Source organism: Streptomyces morookaense (assembly GCF_013030945.1).
Lineage (GTDB): Bacteria > Actinomycetota > Actinomycetes > Streptomycetales > Streptomycetaceae > Streptomyces > Streptomyces morookaensis.
In genome coordinates, this window is sequence record NZ_JABBXF010000006.1 from 1 (window position 1) to 22,571 (window position 22,571).

The 22,571-nt window shown below is 72.2% G+C and carries 21 protein-coding genes, 1 tRNA gene and 1 pseudogene; 7 read left to right on the forward strand and 16 right to left on the reverse strand.

Features of this window, described 5'->3' with window-relative positions; translation table 11 throughout:
- Window positions 1–1,002, forward strand: a pseudogene (locus HG542_RS03225) (response regulator); the annotation flags it as partial.
- 18 nt (window positions 1,003–1,020) lie between these two features.
- Here HG542_RS03225 and HG542_RS03230 read toward each other — a convergent pair.
- Window positions 1,021–1,602: a TetR/AcrR family transcriptional regulator gene (locus tag HG542_RS03230; protein WP_171078470.1), complete on the reverse strand. Its 582-nt coding sequence runs from the start codon at window positions 1,600–1,602 to the stop codon at window positions 1,021–1,023.
- Between the two features lie 105 nt (window positions 1,603–1,707).
- Between HG542_RS03230 and HG542_RS03235 the strand changes: the two genes are divergently transcribed.
- Window positions 1,708–2,931: an MFS transporter gene (locus HG542_RS03235; protein ID WP_171078471.1), complete on the forward strand. Its 1,224-nt coding sequence runs from the start codon at window positions 1,708–1,710 to the stop codon at window positions 2,929–2,931.
- Between the two features lie 82 nt (window positions 2,932–3,013).
- On the forward strand, window positions 3,014–4,666 hold the full coding sequence (locus tag HG542_RS03240) for a long-chain fatty acid--CoA ligase (protein ID WP_171078472.1): 1,653 nt from the start codon (window positions 3,014–3,016) through the stop codon (window positions 4,664–4,666).
- A 57-nt stretch (window positions 4,667–4,723) separates the two neighbouring features.
- Here the strand turns inward: HG542_RS03240 and HG542_RS03245 are convergent, their stop codons facing one another.
- The 6 genes from HG542_RS03245 to HG542_RS03270 all read right to left on the reverse strand — a co-directional run bounded on the left by HG542_RS03245 (window position 4,724) and on the right by HG542_RS03270 (window position 9,205).
- Window positions 4,724–5,266: a SigE family RNA polymerase sigma factor gene (locus HG542_RS03245; protein WP_171078473.1), complete on the reverse strand. Its 543-nt coding sequence runs from the start codon at window positions 5,264–5,266 to the stop codon at window positions 4,724–4,726.
- A 124-nt stretch (window positions 5,267–5,390) separates the two neighbouring features.
- The gene (locus HG542_RS03250) at window positions 5,391–6,230 is read right to left on the reverse strand and encodes a DUF1906 domain-containing protein (protein WP_171078474.1); all 840 of its coding nucleotides are present in this window, start codon (window positions 6,228–6,230) and stop codon (window positions 5,391–5,393) included.
- Window positions 6,231–6,284: 54 nt separating this feature from the next.
- Window positions 6,285–7,436 carry a lipid-transfer protein gene (locus HG542_RS03255; protein WP_171078475.1) on the reverse strand — a complete coding sequence of 384 codons (1,152 nt, stop codon included), beginning with the start codon at window positions 7,434–7,436 and terminating at the stop codon, window positions 6,285–6,287.
- The gene (locus HG542_RS03260) at window positions 7,436–7,843 is read right to left on the reverse strand and encodes a MaoC family dehydratase (protein WP_171078476.1); all 408 of its coding nucleotides are present in this window, start codon (window positions 7,841–7,843) and stop codon (window positions 7,436–7,438) included. The genes HG542_RS03255 and HG542_RS03260 overlap by 1 nt, the downstream gene beginning before the upstream one ends.
- Window positions 7,840–8,736 carry a bifunctional MaoC family dehydratase N-terminal/OB-fold nucleic acid binding domain-containing protein gene (locus HG542_RS03265; RefSeq protein WP_171078477.1) on the reverse strand — a complete coding sequence of 299 codons (897 nt, stop codon included), beginning with the start codon at window positions 8,734–8,736 and terminating at the stop codon, window positions 7,840–7,842. Before HG542_RS03265 ends, HG542_RS03260 begins: the two co-directional genes overlap by 4 nt.
- Window positions 8,737–8,893: 157 nt before the next feature.
- Window positions 8,894–9,205 carry a hypothetical protein gene (locus HG542_RS03270; RefSeq protein WP_171078478.1) on the reverse strand — a complete coding sequence of 104 codons (312 nt, stop codon included), beginning with the start codon at window positions 9,203–9,205 and terminating at the stop codon, window positions 8,894–8,896.
- A gap of 613 nt (window positions 9,206–9,818) precedes the next feature.
- Between HG542_RS03270 and HG542_RS03275 the strand changes: the two genes are divergently transcribed.
- Entirely contained in the window at window positions 9,819–10,406 is a 588-nt protein-coding gene (locus tag HG542_RS03275; RefSeq protein WP_171078479.1) for a GGDEF domain-containing protein, read from the forward strand.
- A 43-nt stretch (window positions 10,407–10,449) separates the two neighbouring features.
- Here HG542_RS03275 and HG542_RS03280 read toward each other — a convergent pair whose 3' ends face one another.
- Complete coding sequence (locus HG542_RS03280) at window positions 10,450–11,163, reverse strand: GntR family transcriptional regulator (RefSeq protein WP_227723320.1); 714 nt, start codon at window positions 11,161–11,163, stop codon at window positions 10,450–10,452.
- A gap of 165 nt (window positions 11,164–11,328) precedes the next feature.
- On the opposite strand from HG542_RS03280, the gene HG542_RS03285 reads away from it, so the two are divergent.
- The gene (locus HG542_RS03285) at window positions 11,329–11,574 is read left to right on the forward strand and encodes a hypothetical protein (protein WP_171078481.1); all 246 of its coding nucleotides are present in this window, start codon (window positions 11,329–11,331) and stop codon (window positions 11,572–11,574) included.
- On the opposite strand, the gene HG542_RS03290 is transcribed toward HG542_RS03285, so the two are convergent.
- Window positions 11,564–12,097, reverse strand: a complete 534-nt coding sequence (locus tag HG542_RS03290; protein WP_171078482.1) for a DUF4232 domain-containing protein — start codon at window positions 12,095–12,097, stop codon at window positions 11,564–11,566. The two genes, HG542_RS03285 and HG542_RS03290, sit on opposite strands and share 11 nt — an antisense overlap.
- A 326-nt stretch (window positions 12,098–12,423) precedes the next feature.
- Between HG542_RS03290 and HG542_RS03295 the strand changes: the two genes are divergently transcribed.
- Window positions 12,424–13,083, forward strand: coding sequence for a hypothetical protein (locus tag HG542_RS03295; RefSeq protein ID WP_171078483.1), 660 nt, complete (start codon window positions 12,424–12,426; stop codon window positions 13,081–13,083).
- Window positions 13,084–13,160: 77 nt separating this feature from the next.
- Here HG542_RS03295 and metC read toward each other — a convergent pair whose 3' ends face one another.
- The 7 genes from metC to HG542_RS03330 form a co-directional block, all read right to left on the reverse strand.
- On the reverse strand, window positions 13,161–14,474 hold the full coding sequence (gene metC / locus HG542_RS03300) for a cystathionine beta-lyase (RefSeq protein ID WP_171078484.1): 1,314 nt from the start codon (window positions 14,472–14,474) through the stop codon (window positions 13,161–13,163).
- Window positions 14,471–15,748 (reverse strand): MFS transporter, encoded by a 1,278-nt coding sequence (locus HG542_RS03305; protein WP_171078485.1) that lies wholly within the window; start codon window positions 15,746–15,748, stop codon window positions 14,471–14,473. The genes metC and HG542_RS03305 overlap by 4 nt, the downstream gene beginning before the upstream one ends.
- Before the next feature lie 5 nt (window positions 15,749–15,753).
- Complete coding sequence (locus HG542_RS03310) at window positions 15,754–16,626, reverse strand: sulfurtransferase (protein WP_171078486.1); 873 nt, start codon at window positions 16,624–16,626, stop codon at window positions 15,754–15,756.
- Window positions 16,623–17,840: an ATP-grasp domain-containing protein gene (locus tag HG542_RS03315; protein WP_171078487.1), complete on the reverse strand. Its 1,218-nt coding sequence runs from the start codon at window positions 17,838–17,840 to the stop codon at window positions 16,623–16,625. The genes HG542_RS03310 and HG542_RS03315 overlap by 4 nt, the downstream gene beginning before the upstream one ends.
- A gap of 13 nt (window positions 17,841–17,853) precedes the next feature.
- Complete coding sequence (locus HG542_RS03320) at window positions 17,854–19,110, reverse strand: radical SAM protein (protein ID WP_171078488.1); 1,257 nt, start codon at window positions 19,108–19,110, stop codon at window positions 17,854–17,856.
- A 489-nt stretch (window positions 19,111–19,599) separates the two neighbouring features.
- Window positions 19,600–19,686, reverse strand: a tRNA-Ser gene (locus tag HG542_RS03325).
- Between the two features lie 56 nt (window positions 19,687–19,742).
- Window positions 19,743–21,401 carry a trypsin-like peptidase domain-containing protein gene (locus HG542_RS03330; protein WP_229922656.1) on the reverse strand — a complete coding sequence of 553 codons (1,659 nt, stop codon included), beginning with the start codon at window positions 21,399–21,401 and terminating at the stop codon, window positions 19,743–19,745.
- A 250-nt stretch (window positions 21,402–21,651) separates the two neighbouring features.
- Between HG542_RS03330 and HG542_RS03335 the strand changes: the two genes are divergently transcribed.
- Window positions 21,652–22,497, forward strand: a complete 846-nt coding sequence (locus HG542_RS03335; protein WP_227723349.1) for a glycerophosphodiester phosphodiesterase — start codon at window positions 21,652–21,654, stop codon at window positions 22,495–22,497.
- The last annotated feature ends 74 nt before the right edge of the window (window positions 22,498–22,571 follow it).

Here is a 22,571-nt window from a genome sequence, read left to right on the forward strand (position 1 = left end):
GCCGGGGACACCCCGCCCGGCGGGACCGCCGTCGGTTCGGGGCGGCGCCGCAAGCTCGCGAACCCCGCCGACACCCCCCGCGAGGCCAAGGCGCCGGCCGCCCCGGCGCAAGCCGCACCCGCCCGCCCGCACCCGCTCGGCGCCCCCGAAGCCCGCCCGGAGGGCCGCGCGTTCACGGTCGGCGCCCCGGACGAGGGTTCCGAGGGCCCCGAGCCGCTGGACGGGCCCAACGGCGCCGTCGAGGTCGAGCAGGTGCGGCCGCCGATGGACGACGAGCTGCCCCCGGAGCCGCTGGACAACCCGCGGCGGCTGCTGGTCTGGCCGGCCCCGGACGCGTCCACGGAGTCCGCGCTGACCGAGCGCGGCTACCGCCCGGTGCTCGTGCACTCGCGCGAGGAGGTCGACGCCCAGAAGGCGGCGTACCCGGCGGCGCTGTTCATCGACCCGCTGACCGGCCCGATCACCCGCACCGCGCTGCAGTCGCTGCGCGAGGCGGCGGTCGTGGCCGAGGTCCCGGTGCTGGTGACGGCCGGCCTCGGGCAGGCCACGCGGGAGGCGGCGTACGGCGCCGACCCGGCCGTCCTGCTCAAGGCGCTGGCCCCGCGCGACAGCGAGATGCACCCGCCGCGGGTGCTGCTGATCGAGGAGCAGGAGCCCGTCGCCAACGCGCTCCGGGCCACCCTGGAACGCCGCGGCATGCACGTGGTGTGCGCGGCGACGGACGCCGAGGCCGTGCAGCTCGCGCAGCAGACGCACCCGAACCTGGTGGTGATGGACCTGATGCAGGTGCGCCGCCGCCGGGCCGGCATCGTCGACTGGCTGCGCGGCAACGGCCAGTTGCACCGCACGCCGCTCGTCGTCTACACGTCCGCGGACATGGACCCCTCGCAACTGCCGCGCCTGGCATCGGGCGAGACGGTGCTGTTCCTGGCGGAACGCTCGACGAGCGCCGAGGTGCAGGGCCGCATCGTGGACCTGCTGGCGAAGATCGGCACCAACTAGCGTCGGCGGGACCGGCGTTCAGGCCCGGGTGAGCCGGCGCGCGGCCGCCCGCAGGGACGCCCTCAGCCGGTCCTGGTCCTCGTCCGTGTCCCCGACGACGATCCGCCGCATCTGCGGCTGCACCGTGGACCACGAGGCCAGCGCGATCATCATGAACAGCAGGTCCTGCGCCGGAATGGCATCGCTGATGACGCCCTTCTCCTGGGCCTCCGTGAAGGCCGCGATCTTGCGCGCGTAGTGGTCCTTGCGCTCCTGCTCGTGCGGGATGCCGCCGGAGCCGTACTCCAGGCCCTCCCAGAAGACGAGCCGGATCAGGTCGGGATGGGCGGCGTGGTAGTCCACGAGGCGGTCGATCCAGCCGTCGGGGTCCTCCGCGTCGACAGGGATGGCGACGGCGAGTTCCATCAGCCGCTTCTCCAGGACCTGGGAGAAGAGCTCGGCCTTGTTGCCGAAATAGGCGTAGATCAGCTGCTTGTTGGCCTTGGCCTCGCGCGCGATCCGGTCCACGCGCGCCCCGGCGATGCCGTGCGCGGCGAATTCGTCGCTGGCCGCGGCGAAGATACGGGCCTTGGTCGCCTCGGGGTCCCTGGTTGCTCCCATGGCACACAGCGTAACCAACTATTCGGTTGACAGCGCGCGGACGGCTCTGCGAGATTCACAACCAACCAGTTGGTTGCAAGCACCCCGGGGGAGCCTCCGCCACTCATGACCGTCACCACGAGACCCACAGCACCCGCAACGCACATAACCGCCGACATCGCAAAGGGCCCGCGGCCCGCCCTCCTGCTCGCCGTCATCGCGCTGTGCACCGCCGTCACCGCCGCCAACATCTACCTGGCCGCCCCGCTCCTCGGGCTCATCGCCCGCAGCTTCGGCGCCTCGCCCTCCTCCGCCGGCTGGATCGCCTCCGTCGCCCAACTCGGCTACGCCATCGGCCTGCTGGCCTTCGCCCCGCTCGGGGACACGGCCGACCGCCGCCGCCTCGTCGCCGCGCTGTCCGGCCTCGCGGGCGCGGCCCTCGTCGCCGCCGGGCTCGCGCCGGGCCTGCCCGCGCTGGCGGCCGCGGTGCTGGTGGCCTGCGCCGGCACGGTCGTCCCGCAGCTGCTCGTCCCGCTCGTGGCCGAGCGCGCGCCCGCGGACCGGCGCGGTCTGCACGTGGCGGCCGTGGTGGCGGGCCTGTTCACCGGCATCGTCGCGGCCCGGGTGCTCGGCGGCCTGGCCGGCCAGGCCTTCGGCTGGCGCCCGGTGTTCTTCGGCGCCGCGGCGCTCACGGTGACCGTCGGCCTGCTGACGGCGCTGATGCTGCCCCGCGAGACGCGCCCGCGGCGCGCGTCCAACCCGCTGAAGAACATCGCCGGCCTCCCCCGCCTGCTGCGCTCCTCGGCCGACCTCCGGGCGGCGTGCCTGCGCCAGGCCGGCCTGTTCGGCGCGTGGAGCTCCCTGTGGACGACGCTGTCGCTGCTGCTGACGGCACCGCAGCCGTTCCACTTCTCGACGGGCACGGCGGGCCTCTTCGGCCTGTTCGGCCTGACCTCGACCGCCGTCGCCCCCGTCTCCGGCACGCTGATCGACCGCTTCGGCCCGCGCCGGGTGGTGACGGCCGCCTATGTGCTGGCGGCGCTCTCCCTCCCGCTGTTCTGGCTGGGCGGGCACCGGATCTGGGCCCTGTGCGCGGCGGCGGTGCTGATCCACGCCGGTCTGATGGCGGGCCAAGTGGCCAACCAGACGCGGGCGTTGGGCGCCACGCCGATGCCGTCGACGGCGAACACCGCGTACGTGGTGTCGGCCTTCATCGGCGGCGCGAGCGCCTCGGCCCTGGCGGGCCCGGCCTTCTCCGCGTGGGGCTGGAACGGGGTGTGTGCGATCGCGGTCGCGTCCGTCGTCGTGGGCTGGCTCGGAGGCCGGGGGAAGGGGTCGGTCCGGAACTAGTGACTTACCGCCGGATACGGCATCAGAATCGCCCCTGACGCAGTCACGCAGACACGCAGACAAGGGCAAAGGGGAGGCTCCGGTGCTGAGCACGATGCAGGATGTACCGCTGACCGTCGCACGCATCCTGGCCCACGGCTCCAGAGTGCACGGCCGGACGCAGGTCACCACCTGGACCGGCACCGGCGAGCCGCACCGCCGGAGCTTCGAGGACGTCGGGGTGCGGTCCGCGCGGCTCGCCCATGCCCTGCACGGGCTCGGCGTCCGCGAGGGGGAGCCCGTGGCGACCCTGATGTGGAACAACGCCGAGCACCTGGAGGCGTACCTGGCCGTCCCCTCCATGGGCGCGGTCCTGCACACCCTCAACCTGCGGCTGCCTCCCGAGCAGCTCGCCTGGATCATGCGGCACGCGGGCGACCGCGTCGTGGTCGTCAACGGCTCGCTGCTGCCGCTCCTCGCGCCGCTCCTGCCGCACCTGGACGACGTGGAGCACGTGATCGTCTCCGGCCCGGGCGACCGGTCCGCGCTGGCGGACGTGCGCCCGCAGGTGCACGACTACGAGGAGCTGCTCGCGGCACAGCCCGCGGACCCCTACCCCTGGCCCGAGCTCGACGAGCGCCAGGCCGCCGCCCTCTGCTACACCTCCGGCACCACCGGCGAGCCCAAGGGCGTGGCCTACAGCCACCGTTCGGTGTACCTGCACGCGATGGAGGTCAACGCCGCGGCCTCCTTCGGGCTGACCCCGGCGCAGATCTGTCTGCCGGTCGTGCCGATGTTCCACGTCAACGCCTGGGGCCTGCCGCACGCGGCCTTCATGGCGGGCGCCGCGCTGCTGATGCCGGACCGATTCCTGCAGCCCGCGCCGCTCGCGGACATGATCGAGGCCGAGCGGCCGACCGTCACCGCCGGTGTGCCGACCATCTGGCAGGGCCTGCTGGCCGAGCTGGACGCCCGCCCGCGCGACGTCTCCTCGCTGCACACGGTCGTCAGCGGCGGCTCGGCCTGCCCGCCCTCGCTGATGAAGGACTTCGAGGAGCGGCACGGGCTGCGCATCGTCCAGGCCTGGGGCATGACCGAGACATCCCCGCTGGGCTCGGTGGCCTACCCGCCGCCCGGCCTGAGCCCGGAGGAGGCCTGGCCCTACCGGATCACCCAGGGCCTGCTGCCCGCCTCGGTCGAGTTCCGGCTGGCCGGGCCGGACGGACGGTTCCTGCCGTGGGACGGCACGTCGGCCGGTGAGCTGGAGGTGCGCGGACCGTGGATCGCGGGCGCGTACTACGGCGGCAAGGACGGCGAGCCCTTCCGCCCCGCGGACAAGTTCAGCGAGGACGGCTGGCTGCGCACGGGCGACATCGGCACGATGTCCCCCGACGGCTACCTGACCCTCACCGACCGGGCGAAGGACGTCATCAAGTCCGGCGGCGAGTGGATCTCCTCGTGCGAGCTGGAGAACCACCTGATGGCCCACCCGGACGTCACGGAGGCGGCCGTCATCGCCGTCCCGGACGAGAAGTGGGGCGAGCGCCCGCTGGCCACGGTGGTCCTGCGCGACGGCGCGACGGCCGGCTGGCCGGAGCTGCGCAGCTTCCTCGGCGAGCGGGTGGCCCGCTGGCAGCTCCCGGAACGCTGGGCACCGGTCCCGGCCGTGCCGAAGACGTCGGTGGGCAAGTTCGACAAGAAGGTCCTCCGCAGGCAGTACGCGGAGGGGGAACTGAAGGTCACGGTCGTGGACTGACGTGAGCTGCGCCCCCGTCGGGGGCGCGGGGAACTGCGCGAGCAACCAGGTCCGGCCTCAAGCCGCACACGCAAGCTCAGGATCCTCCCGCAACTTCCCGAGCGCACGCGAAACCGCACTCTTCACCGTGCCCACGGAAACCCCCATCAGCTCCGCCGTCTGCACCTCGGTCAGATCCTCGTAATACCTGAGGACGACCATCGCCCGCTGCCGGTCCGGCAACCGGTGCACGGCCCGCCACATCGCATCACGCAGAGCCACCGGCTCTGCGTGATCGCCGGTACCCTGCGGCGCCTCCGGCAGCTCCTCGCAGGGGAACTCGTCGACCCTGCGCTTGCGCCACTGCGACGTGCGCGTGTTGACCAGCGCCCGGCGCACATAGCCGTCCAGCGCCCGGTGGTCCTCGATGCGGTCCCACGCCAGATACGTCTTGGTGAGGGCCGTCTGCAGCAGATCCTCGGCATCGCAGGGGTTCGAGGTCAGCGAACGGGCGGTCCGCTGCAGCACCGGACCGCGTGCCCGTACGTACGAGGAGAACGACGGGTACACGGCGGCCGCGGTGGAGGCGCCGGCACACACGGACGTCGAGGTCACTGTCATGCTTCAACGCTAGGAGCGCACCCGACCCCGGCGGATCGGCCGGAGGTGCCGAAGCGCGCTCCCCCTCAGGTCGTACGAAACACCGTGGCCACACCTCCTGGAGGGGGAGCCCGGCGGGGCCCGGTCAGTCGATCACGGCGACCGGCGCGTCGACGAGGTTGCGGTCGATGGTCAGCTTGCGGCCGCCGTAGGTCTCGGTCACATTGCCCGCGTACTGGTGGATCCGGCGGTGCGGCGCCCAGGCCGTGGAGGACAGCGACGGCTCCTTGGCCGTGTTCGGCGAGGTCTTCCAGCGGGCGAACCAGACGGCCTCGGGAAGGTCGTCCATCCCGGCCCGGCGGGCGCGCTCCAGGTGGCGGACGCCCGACTCGGCGCTGCTGTAGAAGCCGGGCAGGTAGCCCTTGTCCCTGACGGCGGCGCTCCAGGAGCGGATGAAGGTGAGGGTGGTGTCGGCGCAGTCGTCGTTCTTGTCGTTGTACGCCTCCATGTCGAGGTAGAGCGCGCTGTGCTGCAGGATGCCGAGCGCGCTCGCGTCGTGGACGGCGTCCATGCCCTCGTCCCAGCCCTGGTCGTAGGGGTCGTCCCCGATGGGGTAGCCCTTCTTGCTGGCGGCACGGACGCAGGGCGACTGCGAGCCGACGAAGATCGGCAGGACCTTCCAGCCGAGGTCACGGGCTCCGGAGAGCCAGCGGGCGCTGAGATAGGTCTGGCGCGGGCAGGCCCGGGCGCGGCCGCTGTAGTAGACGCCCACGGCGCGGTACTCGGACGCGGCCCATGCGCTGAGGGTGGTCAGCGGCGGGGCCTGGCAGGTGTCGAACGCCTGCCCCCGGAAAATCGAGGCACTGCCGCCCAGGCCCAGGAGTGCCGGGGCGGCGGTGACGGGCGCTGCTGCCTGGGTGACCACCTGGGCCAGCGCCGCCAACAGGGCGACGATGTATCCGATGATCTTCCTTCGTCGGTCCATAAGGGCGAGTCAAGGGGGCCGGACGGGGCCGTCCCGGCGTGACACGCCCTCGGTTCATCCGTCTGCGCCGAGAAGCAGCCCGGACGTGGGAACTCCCGTCCCGGCGGTGACGAGCACATGCGCGACGTCCGCAACTTGGTTGGCCGCACTGCCCCGCAACTGCCGCACGGCTTCGGCGATGCCGTTCATGCCGTGCAGGTACGCCTCGCCCAGTTGGCCTCCGTGGGTGTTGAGCGGCAGCCGGTCCGCGGCGACGAACTCGCCTGCGCCGCCCGGTGCGCAGAAGCCGAACTCCTCCAACTGCATGAGGACATGCGGGGTGAAGTGGTCGTAGAGGATACCGACGTCGATGTCGGAGGGCCGCAGCCCGCTGTCGCGCCACAGCCTGCGCGCGACGACGCCGGCCTCGGGGAGGCGGCCGGGCTCGCCCCGGTAGAAGCTCGTCATCTGCTCCTGGCCCGCGGCGGCGCCCTGGGCCGCCGCGGTGATCACCGCGGGCGGATGCCGGAGCGTACGGGCCCGTTCGGTGCTCGTGACGACGAAGGCCTGCCCGCCGTCGGTCTCCTGGCAGCAGTCGAGCAGCCGCAGCGGCTCGGCGATCCAGCGGGAGGCGGCGTGTTCGGCGAGGGTGACGGGACGGCCGTGGAAGTACGCGGCCGGGTTGGTGGCGGCGTACCGGCGGGCGGTGACGGCGACGTGGCCGAAGACCTCCGGTTCCAGGCCGTGGAGATGGAGATAGCGGCTCGCCTGCACGGCCACCCAGGAGGCCGGGGTGAGCAGCCCGAACGGCAGCGACCAGCCGAGGGCCACCCCCTCGGCGGAGGGTTCCCGGTGCCGTACGCCCGCGCCGAAGCGGCGGCCGGAACGTTCGTTGAAGGCGCGGTAGCAGACGACGGCCCGGGCCACGCCGGCCGCGACGGCGAGGGCGGCCTGCAGGACGGTGGCACAGGCGGCGCCGCCGCCGTAGTGGACGCGGGAGAAGAAGGACAGCTCCCCGATGCCGGCGGCCCGGGCCACGCCGATCTCGGGGCTGGTGTCCATGGTGAAGGTGACCATGCCGTCGACGTCGCCGGGTGCGAGCCCGGCGTCGTCCAGCGCGGCCCGTACCGCCTCGGCGGCCAGGGCGAGTTCGCTGCGGCCGGAGTTCTTGGAGAACTCGGTGGCGCCGATGCCGGCGATGGCGGCTCTGCCACCGAACGCGCCCATCAGGCACCCCCGCCGGGCAGATCCAGGGTCACGGTGCCGGTGACGTGGCGGCCGAGGCGGTTGGTGCCGACGACGTCGACGACGACGGTCTCCCCGTCGACGGAGCCGACCGTGCCGTTCAGGACGAGCTCGTCGCCCGGGTGGCTGGGCACGCCGAGCCGGATGGCGACCTTGCGCAGGACGGCGTCCGGGCCGAAGTGGTCGGTGAGGTAGCGGCCCACGAGGCCGTTGGTGGTGAGGATGTTCATGAAGATGTCGGGGGCGCCCTTGGCCCGGGCGGCCTCGGGGTCGTGGTGCACGTCCTGGTAGTCGCGGGAGGCGAGGGCGCCCGCGATGACGAGGGTGCGGGTGACGGGGATGGTGAGCGGGGGGAGCGTGTCTCCCTTCTTCGGCTCCTTCGGCGTCATGCGTCCGCCCCCCGGGGCCGGAACACCGGTAACTCCCTGCCCTCGCCCACCCGCTGGAACTCCAGCTCGACCGGCATGCCGATGCGCACCGCGCCCGGTCCGACCCCGGTGAGGTTGCTGATCATCCGTACTCCTTCGGCGAGTTCGACCAGCACGACGGCGTAGGGCGCGTCGAATCCCGGGGCGGGCGGGTGGTGCACGACGACGTACGCGTGCACCGTGCCGGCTCCGGAGGCGTCCACGGCCGTCCAGCGGGGCGAACCGCAGGCCCCGCAGCCGGGCAGCCAGGGGAAGCGGCGTTCCGCGCAGTCGTCGCACTGCTGGATCAGCAGGCGGTGGGCGGCGACGCCCTCCCAGAACCCGGCGTTGTCGCGGTTGACGACGGGCTGCGGGCGTTCGGCGGGGCGCGAAGCGGGCGGCGCAGGCGCGTACTTGAGGATGCGGAAGCGCTGGATGCCCGCGAGTTCGCCGTTGGCGCGGATCTCGGTGCGCCGGGTGAGGAAGTGGCCGCTGCCGAGCCGGGTCGTCTTGCGCGGCGAGACCGACTCGATCACGGAGTCGAACGTGATCTCGTCGCCGGGGCGCAGGGGCCGCAGGTACTCCTGTTCGCAGTCGGTGGCGACGACGGCGGTGAAGCCCGCGCCGTCGAGGAGGGCGAACACCTCGGCGAGGGCGACGGATCGGGCGGCAGGGCCGCCGAGCCCCGGCATGGTCCAGACCTGGAGCATGGTGGCCGGGGCAACGGCGTCCGCGCCGCGATAGGCGGGGCCGGTGTCGCCCAGCGCCTCGCACCAGTGCCTGATCATGGGGCGGTTGACGGGGTCGGGCCCGCGGCCCGCGACGGCGGCGGGGCGCCCTTCGTACAGCTTGAGGAGCTGGTGGAGGTCGCTCACGGTTTCTGACTGTCCGTCAGATCTCCGGGAACTGTCAAGGCCCGCGCACCAACGCCGCGGCGGCGGCACCGGAGTGCCGCCGCGCGGTTCGTACAGACCCTGTCCACTCTCACCACATCACCCGGTGCATGACTCCCGGGCGGGGGTCACTCCGGGCTCACCAGAGGTTGGTGAAGCGGACGGTGACATTGTCCTGGCGGATCGCCGTATGGCCGGACCTGTTGACGCTGGCCGTATTGGCCTGGTTACTGGCCCCTGTGCCGGTGGACTGCTGTTGCGTGGTGTCCGAGTTGCCGTGGTTGTTGTGGCCCACGCCGCTCCCGACGAGGCCGGCCGCGGCAGCGTTCGATCCCCGGTTGGCCAGCTGACCGCCGTCGTCGGCCTGGGCCATTCCGGAGAAGAGCAGGACAGCCATGGGCAGGGCCGCGACAGCGGCGAGAACGCGGGCGGCAGTGCGGGTGCTTGCCATCTCATTCCTCCAGTACGGAACTACGAACTACCGGTCGTTGCCAGGTGGTTGGCCGACCGCCCCGGCGCTGTTTCGACGTCGCGAATCCAGAATTGCCCACCGAATCTCCACCGAACCCACCTCCGCTCCCCATTCCCTCGCAAGCATGACCGGCTGCGGATAAACCTCCACCACCGCCGCACGGCCTGCGCCGGGCCCCACCGGATGCCCCCGGAATCCGTACGTCCCACGGAAGAAATCGTTTCGGCAGGGCCCCCGCGCGTGCTTCGAAAGACCCCGGACGGCCGAGCCTCGGACCGCGGAAGGGCGCATGCCGCGGTGTCCACTCCCCGCCCCCGCGGCCGACGCCGCGATATCCGGATCATCCGATGCCCGGCACCGCCCGGGACCGCATATCGGCCGCCACCGACCGCATTTCGGATGTTCCGGGCCACCCGGCGTGGCCCCGCGTGCTCCCACCGCCCGAAACGGGGGATGTGCGGCATGACGGCCCGGTCCGCGGCCCCGGTGAGCACACCCCAAGTACCGCCGTGATCAGGCACGTTCACCTGCAGGAACCCCGGACCGCGGTCCCCGCCGCACACCCGTCGTCCGAGGAACCGGAAGGTGCCCGATGAACCTCATACTCCAGGCCCTGCCCGTAGCCGCTCCGACCATCGGCTGGGTCACCCACGCCTGTTTCCTGGCCCGCAGGCTCCGTTCCGCGCGCCGGGATCCGCTGACGGGCCTGATGAGCCGCGCCGAATTCACCGCCCGCGCCCTGCGCGCCCTCCGGCACCCGCACGCGGCCGTCCTGCTGCTCGACCTCAACGGCTTCAAGCAGATCAACGACACCCACGGCCACGCCGTGGGCGACCAGGTCATCGCCGCCGTGGGCCAACGCCTCGACACCTGGTGCACGGAACACGCCGGCTTCGCCGCCCGCCTGGGCGGCGACGAGTTCGCCGCCCTCGTCCGCCTCGCCCCCGAAGCGGACCTGGACACCGAACTCACCCACGGCCTCTCGGCCCGTCTGTCGGCCCCCCTCGACACGGGCCGCACCACCCTGACCCCCCACGCCTCGATCGGCATCTGCCGCAAGGCGTTCCGCCCCGGCGCGGGCCTGCCGGACCTGCTGCGGGGCGCGGACGAGGCGATGTACGCGGCCAAGCGCCGGGGCGAACACTGGCGGCCGGGAACGCATTTGACGCTGGCGTCGTGACGGCGGGCCCCCGCGCCCCGCAAGAGGCGCGGGGGCCGGACCCTCACGAACGGAACCCGTACTCCAGCTCCTGAAGATGCCCCGCCTTGGCCATGACGCTGACCTCGATCGGCCGGTCCCCTTCGTCGTACAGCACGCGGAACGTCCGCAGCACCGGCAGGTCACCCGGCATCTCCAGGGCCCGGTACTGCTCCTGGGTGGGCACGCGTGCGGAGACCCGGTCCACGCAGCGGCGCGGCGGGTGGCCCAGTTCCGCCAGGAGGGCGGGGGCGCCTTCTCCTATGGCGCGGTGTTCCATCATGGGGGTGCCCCGCGCGATGTCGAGCGGGTAGTAGGACTTGACCAGTTCGACGGGCTCGTCGTCGAACAGCACGATCCGGGAGCGCAGCAGGGCCGTCCCGTTCTTCATCAGGTTCATCGCCGCGGCGACGTCCGCGGGCGGGCGGACCTCGGCGACGTCCAGCAGCCGGCTCCGGTCGCGGCGCGGGCGCCAGGCGGGGCGCAGGGTGCGCTGCCGGTGCGGGCGGACGGTGACGGACGCGCCGGGGCGTCCCACGACGAGGCCTTCGGCCTTCAGGACCTGGAGCGCCTTCTGCACGGTCGCGTTGGAGGCCACGAAGCGGGTCTTGAGCTGCTGGGTCGACGGCACGCTCTCGCCCGGCGGGATGTCGCCGGACATGATCTCGTCCCGCAGGTCCGCCGCGATGCGCTCGTGGAGCGAGCGCCTGTCGCACGCGTTGTCCTCCGCCTTGGGCACAGCCGTCCGATCCTCCGCTACGGGCCTCATCGGCTTACACAGTAGGCAGGTTGGCCCAGTGCGACCAGAGCTCACCCCTGACCTTGCCGCCTTTCGTGAACAGCAGTACCGTCACCGCAGCGCCACGGAGACATCACCCTCTGTCGTCGTACAAGGAGTTCACCGATGCCCGACCGCCGCAGGACCGGCAGGACCGGCAGCACCGCCAGGATCAGCACCGTCACCGTGACCGGGGACGGCGTGCGCGTAGGGGACGTCATCACCGTCGGCGGCATCCCGCACGTCGTCCGGGACGTGCGGGGCGTCCAGCCGGCCCGTAAACGCGTCGAGTTCGAGGACGGCAACGCGTACGTCCTCGGGCGGCACCACCCCATCGAGGTCGCCCGCCCCTCCCCGCCGGTCACGACATGAGGGCGTCGCCGGGGGTCGCCTGCCAGGAGGAGACGGCCGCCGAGCCGTCGACGGAGGTGCCCTCGGGCAGGGCGAGCCGGGACGGGGCCGCGTTCGCCCACTGCACCGACACCGTCAGGAAGTGGGCGGGACGGGCGCCCGCCGCCGCACGGACGGCGGCATAGGCGGACTGCCCGGGGGCCAGGGCGACTTCGGCCCGCGGCCGGCTGCCGGGCAGGTCCCGGTTGACCGGCTCGCCCTCGTCGAAGCGCAGGCGAGGACGGCCGTGCACGGCGCAGCGGGCGGAGCCGGTGTTGGTGAAGGTGAGGAGCAAGTGGTGCGCGGTGCGGCGGACCGCACCGACCGTCAACCTCCCGGCGGCCGCCGAGCAGACCGGCACCCCCTGCATGCGGGCCGCCTGGGCCTCGGTGGCCGGCGCGGGACCGAGCCTCGCCCCGCTCCCCTGCCCCTGGCAGGCGGTCGTGGCGAGAGCGGCGGTCACGGCGAGTGCAGCGGAAGCGGCGAACCGGGCGGTGCTGGGCATGGACATTCCCCCCGAAGGCATGAGCAGGAGCACGGGAAGCCTCCGCCGCCCGCCGCCCCGGCCGCAACGGCCCTCGGCGCGTTCGGGACGCTGGGACGGTCGCATGCACTCCGACCTGGGGAAACACCGTTCCCCTGGAACGCCTCCCCGGGACGGAGGAGCTGCCGGAAGCCGATGTACGGCCGCCCGCCCGGCAGTTGGTGATCTCCGCCACACGACAGCCGAAGACCGCTAAGAGGTCGTTTTTGCGCCATCCGTTCCGGCGTCAACTGCCGTACCGTCCCCCCTCGCACTTCACCATCCACAAGCAACGGGGGAATCACACGGTGAACGGTATCGACATCAAGTCTGTCCGAAAACTGAGCGGTCTCGTGGCACTCGGGGCGCTCGCCCTGACCGGCTGCGGTCCCGAGGACAAGCCGGCCCAGTCGTCCTCGCAGCCCTCTTCGGCCTCCTCGGCCCCTGCGTCCTCTTCTTCCTCGGCCGCGCCCGCCGCCACCCCGAGTGCGGCAACCGGCGGCGGGAGCACGGGAGAGGTGAAGCCCGGCCAGACCTTCAAGGTCGGCGAAGCGGCTCACATCCCCTTCTCCTACGGCCACACGAGCGGCAAGATCGCGCTGACCGTCACGGCGATCGAGCAGGGCGACCCGAACGACCTCTCCTCGCTGAACCTCGGCGACCAGGTCAAGGGCAAGGTCCCCTACTACATCCGCTACTCGGTCACCAACGACGGCACCACGGACCTGTCCTTCGCCGCCGTGAACCACATGAAGGGCCACCTCCAGGACGGCACCGAGGCCCAGGACCTCATGGTCATCGGCGACTTCGACAAGTGCAAGGGCGGCGACCTGCCGAGCGGCTTCACCGCGGGCAAGACCACCCAGGGCTGCGCGGTGGCGCTCGCGCCGTCGGCCTCGGTGAAGGTCGCGTCGGCCGAGTACTGGGGGGACCCGTTCACCCTGGGCAAGGGCGTCAACTGGAAGTGACCTGAGTCGGGTTGACGTGACCTGAGCCGGGTTCATGAGGGCGCCCCCCAACCGGGGCGCCCTCATCGCTCCAGCGGTCATCCCCTCAGTACGGCAAACCCCGCCGCCAAGTCGGCCTCGAGGTCGTCCAGATCCTCGAAGCCTGCATGAACGCGCAGGAGAGGCCCGCGGTCCCGCCACGTGCCGGGCAGCCGGTGCGTGAGCGGGTCGGCGGGGACGAGCAGGCTCTCGTACCCGCCCCAGCTGTGGCCCAGCCCGAACAGCCGCAGGCTGTCGATCATCGCGTCGACGGCCGTCCTGCCGAAGTCGGGCCGGAGGACGAGGCCGAACAGGCCCGACGCACCGTCGAAATCGCGCTGCCAGACCCGGTGTCCCGGGTGCTCGGGCAGGGCGGGGTGGATCACCTCGGCGACCTCGTCGCGCTCCCGGAGCCAGTGGGCGAGGTCCAGCGCCTGCTGCTGGTGCTGCCGGAGCCGTACGCCGAGGGTGCGCAGGCCGCGCAGCCCCAGGTAGAGATCGTCGGCACCGGCGCACTGGCCGAGCCGCATGGCGGCCCCGCGCACGGCCGGGAAGGTCTCCTCGGAGCAGACGACGGCACCCAGGATGCTGTCCGCGTGCCCGGTCAGGTACTTGGTGGCGGAGTGGACGACGACATCGGCGCCGAGTTCGAGGGGGCGCAGGAAGGCCGGAGTGGCCCAGGTGTTGTCGATGACGGTGGTGATCCCGCGCGGCCGGCAGGCGGCGGTGATCGCCGGGACGTCCTGGACCTCGAACGTGGTGGAGCCGGGGGACTCCAGGTACACCAACCGGGTCTCCGGGCGGAGCAGTTCCTCGATGCCGGCGCCGATGACGGGGTCGTAGTACTCGACGCGGACGCCGAAGGCGGTGAGCGAGTCGCAGAACCGCCGCGTCGGCATGTAGACCGAGTCGCTGACGAGCAGGTGGTCGCCGGCGCGGACGAAGGAGAGGACGGCGGTGGTGGCCGCGGCCAGCCCGGAACAGGTGGCCACGGCGGCGTGCCCGCCTTCCAGTTCGGCCAGGGCGCTCTCGAAGGCCCGGCCGGTCGGGGTGCCGAAGCGCCCGTACACCGGCGGCGTCCGCTTGAGCGGGTCGGCCTGCGAGGCCGCCATCTCGGCGGTGTCCCGGTAGAGGACGGTGGAGACGCGGTGGACGGGCGGGTTGACGTAGCCGTGGCGGCGGCGCGGCTCGGAACCGGCCTGGACGTGCGGCTCCGAACCGGCTTGGACGTAGCGGGTGTCGCGGTGGGTACCGCTGCTGATGTCGCGGCGCGTGCCGCTGCCGGCGTCGTTGCTGATGTCGTGGCGCGTGCCGCTGCTGATGTCGCTGCCGGCGTCGGTCCTCGCCTCGCTGCCGGTGTCGCGCAGGGTCATGCCGCAGGCTCCTTCTCGCGGCCGGCGGTGTCCTCGGTGCCGGCCCGCTCCGTGCGGCCGGCGGAGGAGCCGCCGAGGACGAGGCCGAGGACGGCGACGACCGCGCACTGGGCGGCGACGGCCAGCCAGTAGCGGCCGGGGTGACCGTCGTGCTGGAAGTGACCGAACAGGAAGCCGCCGGCCGCACCGGCGAACAGTCCTCCGACGCCCGTCGTGAGCCGCTGGACGCCGAAGGCGAAGGCGGGCCGGTCGGGGATCCGGCCGACCACCTCCAGGTCGCCGCGGAGGAAGACGAACGCCTCGCCGACCGTGAACACCGCGGTGCCGAGCAGCAGGGCGAAGGTGCCGCCGAGACACATCACCGCCGTGCCGGCCGCCATCAGCAGGAACGACCCGGCGAGCAGCATCCGGTAGCCGGCCCGGGCGATCCGCCCGGCCAGCAGGGGCTGGAGGACGGCCATCATGGCGCAGTTGAGCAGCATCACCCAGCCGACCAGGCCGAGGTGCGACTCGGCGGCCGCGTACAGGCCGATGAAGCTCTGGAAGGAGAAGTAGAGGTAGAAGGCGGCCACGTTGAAGAGCACGGGCCGCAGCGCGTCGCTCAGGGCACCGCGCAACGTGCTGCCCCCACCGGCCTCCGTCCCACCGGCCTCCGTCCCGCCGCCCGGCGCCTCGGGCCGTGCGGCGACCGGCTGCATGGCGACCTGATGGGCGACGGTGATCAGGGCGAAGAACCCGGCCAGCACGAGCAGCAGCACGACCGGGTCCCGCCCGATCAGCAGCACCGCGAGGAACGGGCCGAGGCCCATGCCGACGTTGAGGGCGGCAGCGCTGATCGCCAGGAAGAGCGGCCGCAGTTCATCGGACACCGAACGCACGATGTACGCCTTGTTGGCCGGCAGGTACAGCGCAGGCCCGGCCGCCACCAGGACGACCGCGGGCAGGACGAGGAAGTGCACCCGGACCGCGAGCGCGAGCAGGACGAGGCCGAGCGTCCGCAGCAGCAGGGCGACGATCATCGTCGGCCTGAGGCCCAGCCGGTCGGCGACCGGGCCACCGACGATGCTGCCGCCGAACTGGACGAACGTGGCGACCGCGACCAGCAGACCGGCCGTACCGGTGTCCAGGCCGACGCCCTTGACCAGGAGCACCCCGATGAACGGGGTGATCATGTAGCTGCCGAGGCCGACCACGGTGGAGAGGACGACCAGGGCCTTGAGCCCGGCCGGCAGCCCGGCGTACGTCCGCCACCGGGCGGCTGCGGAGCCCGTCACCGGGGCTACTCCTTCCCCGGCTCGGCGCCCGTCACGACCGGCGGTCCGGAGGGCAGGCCCCACTCGCTCCACGAGCCGTCGTACACCGTGAGATCGCGGTAGCCGGCCAGTTCGGCGCCGAGGGCGAGCACGCAGGCGGTGACGCCGGAGCCGCAGCTGAACACCAGCCGCTCGCGGCCGCCCGCCGCCGCGGCGAAGGCGGAGCGGAGATCGTCGGCGGGCAGCATCCGGCCGCCGTCCTGCAGTTCGGTGAACGGCAGGTTCACGGCGCCGGGCATGTGGCCGCCGCGCAGGCCGGGCCGGGGCTCGGCCTCGGTGCCGGCGTAGCGGCCGCGGGAGCGGGCGTCGAGGACGGCCGAACCCTCGTCGGCGAGGGCCTCCCGCACGGTGTCGATGCCGACGAGCAGCCCGGTGCGGGGCCGCGCGATGAAGTCGCCCTCGGCGGGCGGCTCCTGGCCGAACGGGCCGCACGGGTGCCCGGCGGCCGTCCAGGCGGGCAGTCCGCCGTCGAGGACGGCGGCCCGGTCGAAGCCCATCGCGCGCAGCATCCACCAGGCCCGGGCACTGGAGTAGATGCCGGCCGCGTCGTACACCACCACGGTGGAGCGGTCGTTGACGCCGAGGGCCCGTATCCCGCGGACGAACTGCTCGATGCCGGGCATGGTGTGCGGGCGCGGGTCGTCGTGGTCGGACATCGCCCCGTCGATGTCGAACACCCGGGCGCCGGCGATCGCGGTCCCGGCGCCCCGGGCGGCGCCGACGCTCGCGTCGAGCACCACCAGGTCGGGGTGGCCCAGGTGCTCCGCCAGCCACTCGACGGTGACCAGCGGACCGGGCAGGGACAGGGGAGGGACAGGGGTCGGGGTCGGGGAACTCATCGCGCGCCTTCCTCGCTTCCGAGCGGCCGCCACTTGGCCGTCTCGGCGAACCAGGTGTGGACGCGTGCCATGTTGGTCACGACATCCTCCTCCGAGCTCCCGGCTACCGCGTAACCGGCCAGGAACAAACCGGACTTGACGCCGCCGTGGAAGGTCTGGCCACTGGCCCCGTGGAGCACCCGCTCGTGGACGCAGTCCGGTTCGCCGTCCTCCGGCAGGTACTCCAGCACGCCGTTGAGCGGCGGGATGCACATGCCGGCGAAGGGCCGCAGCCCGGCGGCCGCGGGCGTCACGGCCAGGCCGCACTCGGCGTACAGCCACTCGCGGTCGATGTCGATGCCCCGGGCGTGGTTCAGCGTGGTGGCGATCATGCCGCCGCCGGTGCGGCTGGCGATCTCGCAGAACACCAGCCGGTCGTCCGGGGTGATCCACAACTCGCAGTGGAACGCGGTGTTCTCCGGCGTCGGCAGCCGGTCGACCACCGCCAGCGTCGCCTCGACCAGCCGGTCGTACACCGGGTTGCCGGGCTCCAGCGTGAGGCTGGCCACCCAGTCGTTGCTGCGGAACGACAGGCAGTCGTTGACGTACCGGAAGGGCTGGACGAAGACCACTTCACCGCCGGCCACCAGGCCGTCGATGTGGTACATCTGCCCCTCGACGAAGCTCTCGACCATGCTGGTGCCGGGCCAGGGGGCGGCCAGGTACGCGTCCAGGTCGGTCTCGTCACGGATGACAGCGGCACCCAGCGAGCCCGACTCGGAGACGGGCTTGACCACCACCGGGTAGCCGTGCTGCTCGACGAACTCCAGGACGGTGTAGGCCGATTCGACCTGCCGGTACTCCGGGAGCCCGACCGGGCCGCCGGCCAGGTGGTCCTTCATCACGACCTTGTCCCGGAAGGCGAGGGCACTCGCCGTCCACTGGCCCGGCAGGCCGAGCAGCTCACGGAGCCGGGCCGCCCGCAGCACATCCGCCTCGGCCCGGGCGAACACGGCCTCCACGCCGAATTCGCGGGCGAGCCGCAGCGCCGCCTTCTCGACCAGCTGGTTGGTGTCGTAGTCCGCGAAGGCGTGTACGTGTCGCAGGTGGCGGCGGTACTCCTCGGCGTACCCGTCGGTGGTGAGCACGACCGGCTCGATGCCGGTGCCCTCCAGCCAGCGGTCGTACGGCGTCTTCTGGTAAGGGGTCTTGGCAAAAACCAGGATGCGGCGCACGGGCGGCCCTTTCTCAGCTGGCGGTCTCGACGATCGGCAGTCGGCGGCGCTCGGGCACCCGGGACACCAGCTGCTGCTCCTCGGCCAGTTCACGGGCGAAGCACCCGTCCTTGTAGTGGCCGGAGAGCCGCTTGGCGGTGAAGGCCTCGATCGCGTCGTGGTCGAACTCGACCCGGTATCCGGCCTCTTCGCCCTCGGCGGTGGTGCGGACCAGGATCCCGAGGTGCGGCTCGAAGGTGTTGACGCAGCCGACGATGTCGCCGATCTTCTCGCGGCGCTCGCCGCCCGCCTCGGAGAGCGTCTCCTCCGGCGTCGGAATGGCGGCGAACAGCTGACGGCCGGCCCGGCACCAGCCGACGTGGCCGGGGAAGCCCATGACCTTGATGCCGAAGGTGCCGAAGTCCTCGCTGACACCGAGCTGGAAGGACATCTCCACGGTCTCGTGGAGCTCCTTGAGGTCGCGGTAGGCCTGCGCGATCTCCTCGTGGCTCAGCTGGAGCTCGGCGTGCTTGCCGCCGTGCGCGGCGTAGTTGTTGAAGCGGACGGTGTCGACGCCCAGCTTGTTGAAGTAGTGGACGTAGCGCTCCAGCGACTGACGGCCGTGGTTGTGCCGGCCGACGGTGACGCCGATGTTCACACGGAAGGCGTCGTCGCTCTCGCCCGAGACGGCCCGCCAGTGCTCGTTGTACTTGCCGATGCGGCGCAGCACTTCCTCGGTGAGGGCACCGCTGAACACACCCTTGATGGGGTAGCTGCCGTCGTCGACGACGGCGAGGTTCTCGTCGATCACACCGTGGTAGGTGATCGAGATGGTGCCGTAGCCGCTCTCCCGGGCCAGGTCGAGCAGCTCCATCCAGTTGTCGGCGAGCAGCGGCCGCCCGCTCGTCCAGGCGTCGCCCTTGGCCATGGTCTCGGTCGGCGTGTGATCCGCGTCCTGCCGGAACTCACGGTTGTTGGCCGGCCCGTAGATGCGCATGAACTCGCCGTCGTACGCGAAACTGTCGACGTACCGCGGGTAGACGTGGAAGCCCTGCGACTCCAGGCCCGCCTTGATGAGCGGGCCTTCCTCCATCGCGAACGACCGGTCGTACACCTTCTCGTAGTTGACGAACCAGCAGTGCGTGCACTTCTGGCCGCAGGTGTTCTTCCCGACCTTGGTGTCGAGGTCGAGATAGATGTGGATGTCCTCCGGCTTGATGTCCGCGAACGGGACGGAGAACGGCTGGTCACCGTGGAAGTCGTAGGCGATGGGCGCGTTCTGGACAGGCATGCTTCCCCCGGATGGTTCGCGGATGACTCGCGGATGATTCGTGAAAGGCAGAACGGAGGGGCGCCGCGGAGAGCGGCGCCTCGGAAACGGCGTGGTGCCGGTATGCGGAAGAGGTGGTGACGGCGGGGCGGGCGGCGGGCCCGGCTACGACTGCCTCACCATGCGCGCTGCAGCGCCTCTGACCCCGCCGACGACAAGACTCACGACGCCCCCCGACTCGCTCGACATGCGCCCCCACCGTGGACGACCGCAGTTGATCGGGCAGTCGTACGGCGTGGCAACGGAACGATCCAACAGCGCCCGGATTTCGTCAATCCCCGTCAGGACCGAGAGATGCTCAAAGCAAGTCTTTGAGTTGGGTGCAGGGTGAAACGATCACCGGGCCGGGTCAAGGGCCGTTCGGCACCGGGGAATTGCCGAACGGAACGACAAGAGGGCGCCCCTGACACAGAGGCGCCCTCTTCGACCGGGCTACTGCACCGGCTTCTGCGGAGGCTGTGGGATTTGAACCCACGGTGACATCGCTGCCACGACGGTTTTCAAGACCGTTCCCTTCGGCCGCTCGGGCAAGCCTCCCCGCACCGCCTCACGGCAGCGCGGGGACAGCCTACCGGGTGACGGAAGGCGGACGGTCAGCTGTCGCCCTTGCGTTCGCCCAGCGTGATCTCCGTGGTGGCCTGCTTGCCGTCGCGGATGTAGGTCACGGTGACCTTGTCGCCGGGCTGGTGCGTCCAGATCTCGCTGATCAGGGTCGGGCCGCTGTCGATCTTCGTCTCGTCGAGCTTGGTGATCACGTCGCCCGGCTTGAGGCCGGCCTTGTCCGCCGGGCCGCCGGGGGTGACGGCCGGGCTGCCGTTGGCACCATTGGCGGCGATCTTGGCTCCGTTGCCGGAGTCCTTCATGTTCACCGTGGCCGAGATGACCGGGTAGGTCGGGACATGGTTCTTGATCAGCTGCTCGGCGACGTTCCTCGCCTGGTTGATCGGGATCGCGAAGCCGAGGCCGATACTGCCCGACTGGCCCTGGCCGCCGCCGAATCCGCCGCCGTTGCCCGCGGACTGGATCGCGGAGTTGATGCCGATGACGGCGCCCTGGGCGTTGAGCAGCGGGCCGCCGGAGTTGCCCGGGTTGATCGACGCGTCCGTCTGCAGCGCGCTCATGTACGAGGCCTGGCCGCTGCCGCCGCCGTCGCTGGAGGCGACCGGGCGCTTCTTGGCGCTCACGATGCCCGTGGTGACCGTGCCGGACAGTCCGAAGGGCGCGCCGATGGCGACCGTCGCGTCGCCCACCGCCGCCTTGTCGGAGTCGCCGAGCGGGAGCGGGTTGAGCCTGGCGCCGGAAGGGTTCTTCAGCTTGATGACGGCGACGTCGTAGCCCTGGGCCCGGCCGACCACCTCGGCGTCGTAGCTCTTGCCGTCCGAGAACGTCGCCTGCAGCTTGCCGCCGTCCGCGGCCGCGGCCACCACGTGGTTGTTGGTGAGGATGTGGCCCTGCTTGTCGTAGACGAAGCCGGTGCCCGTGCCGCCGTCGCCGTTGTTGCTCTGCGCCTCGATGGTGACGACGCTCGGCAGCGCCTTGCTCGCGATGTCCGCGACCGAACCGGGCGAGCGGCTCTCCACCTTGGGGTCGCCCGCGGCGGAGACCGTCGTCGAACCGGCGTTGTCGGTGCGGTTCGCGGCCCAGTAGCCGACGCCGCCGCCGACACCGCCCGCGATCAGGGCCGCGGCCAGCACCGCCGCCACGAGCCCGCCGCCCCGCTTGCGCTGCGGCACGGGCGCGCCCCACGGATCCGTACCCCCGTACGGGCCCTGCGGCCCGTCGGGCCCGCCGTACCAGGCGCCGGTGGCGGACTGGTGCGGCGCGGCGCCCATGGGGGCACCGGGTGCGGGAGCACCGTACGGATCCGCCTGCGGCGCGCCGCCGGGGGCTTCGGCCTTGGACATCTGCACACCGGGTGCACCCGGGGCAACTGCCGCTGCATCCGCGGGGATCGAGGGCATCTGCGCGGTGCCGCCGTGCGCGTCGGCCGCAGCGGCCTGTCGCGCCTGCGCCTGCGCCGCGGCGTCGTAGGCAACCGCGGCACCCTGCGCCCCGTCACCGTGGGCACCCCCGGAAGCCTGCGCCGTGGGGGGCTCCGCCGGGTGCGGGGCGTCCGTCGGGGCGGCCGCCCCGACGGCAGGCGGCTCCGCCGGGACCGGCGGAACAGGGCCCGCACCCGAATCCGGGGTCGGAGACCCCGCCCCCGGCCCGGCCGCGGACGGAACGGCGGCGCCCTCGTTCTCGGTGCTCACAGTTGTCTCCTCATCAGGTGCATGGTGCAGTGCAGTCCGATGCAATTCGGTACACATCGGCCTTTTCGCGACCCAGGCCACGCTCGCAACATGTCTGCGGCAAGCTTTTCCCATCGCACGTCAGACCGCTGTAAACGGAGGCTGTGTCCTTACCGGCCTCACGGCCCCCGCCGAAGCCACCCGGATCAGGGCGATTACCGAACAAAGGGCCCGCATGCGCGATTGTGCCAGGCGGTGGCACCATAACGCGGTGACCTATGCGCACCCGGCCCGGAACGTCCGTCCCGAGCGCCATCCGCTTGCCGTCGTAGCCCATCGGGGAGCCTCCGAGGACGCCCCGGAACACACGCTGGCCGCGTACCGCAAAGCGCTCGAGGACGGCGCCGACGGGCTGGAGTGCGACGTCCGGCTGACCGCCGACGGGCACCTGGTCTGCGTGCACGACCGCCGGGTGAACCGCACGTCCAACGGCCGCGGTGCCGTCTCCGCCCTGGAGCTGGCCGACCTCGCGGCGCTCGACTTCGGCTCGTGGAAGGGCAAGGCCGCCGATGCCGAGGCGCCGGACATCGACCCCGCCGCCCCCGATCACGAGCGCACCTCCGTCCTCACCCTGGAGCGCCTCCTCGAGCTCGTCGCCGACTCGGGGCGGCAGGTCGAGCTGGCCATCGAGACCAAGCACCCGACCCGCTGGGCCGGCCAGGTGGAGGAGAGGCTGCTCGGCCTGCTCGACCGCTTCGGCCTGGCCGCACCGCCGGCCGGCAAGGGCCCGCGGGTGCGCGTGATGAGCTTCTCCGCCCGCTCCCTGCAGCGGGTACAGGCCGCCGCGCCCGCCATCCCGACCGTCTATCTCATGCAGTTCATCTCCCCGCGCTACCGCGACGGGCGGCTGCCCGCGGGCGTGCACATCGCCGGGCCGAGCATCCGGATCGTCCGCAACCACCCGGAGTTCGTGGCCCGGCTGCAGCGCGCCGGCAACCAGGTGCACGTCTGGACCGTGAACGAGGCGGAGGACGTCGAGCTGTGCGCCCGCCTCGGCGTGGACGCGGTCATCACCAACCGGCCCAAGGCAGTGCTTACCCAGCTGGGCCGCCGCTAGACGCGGAGCCCGGTCCGACGGCGCCGGGGCGCATCCCGATGCCACCGCACGGCCATTACAAGGAGTGCACCGGC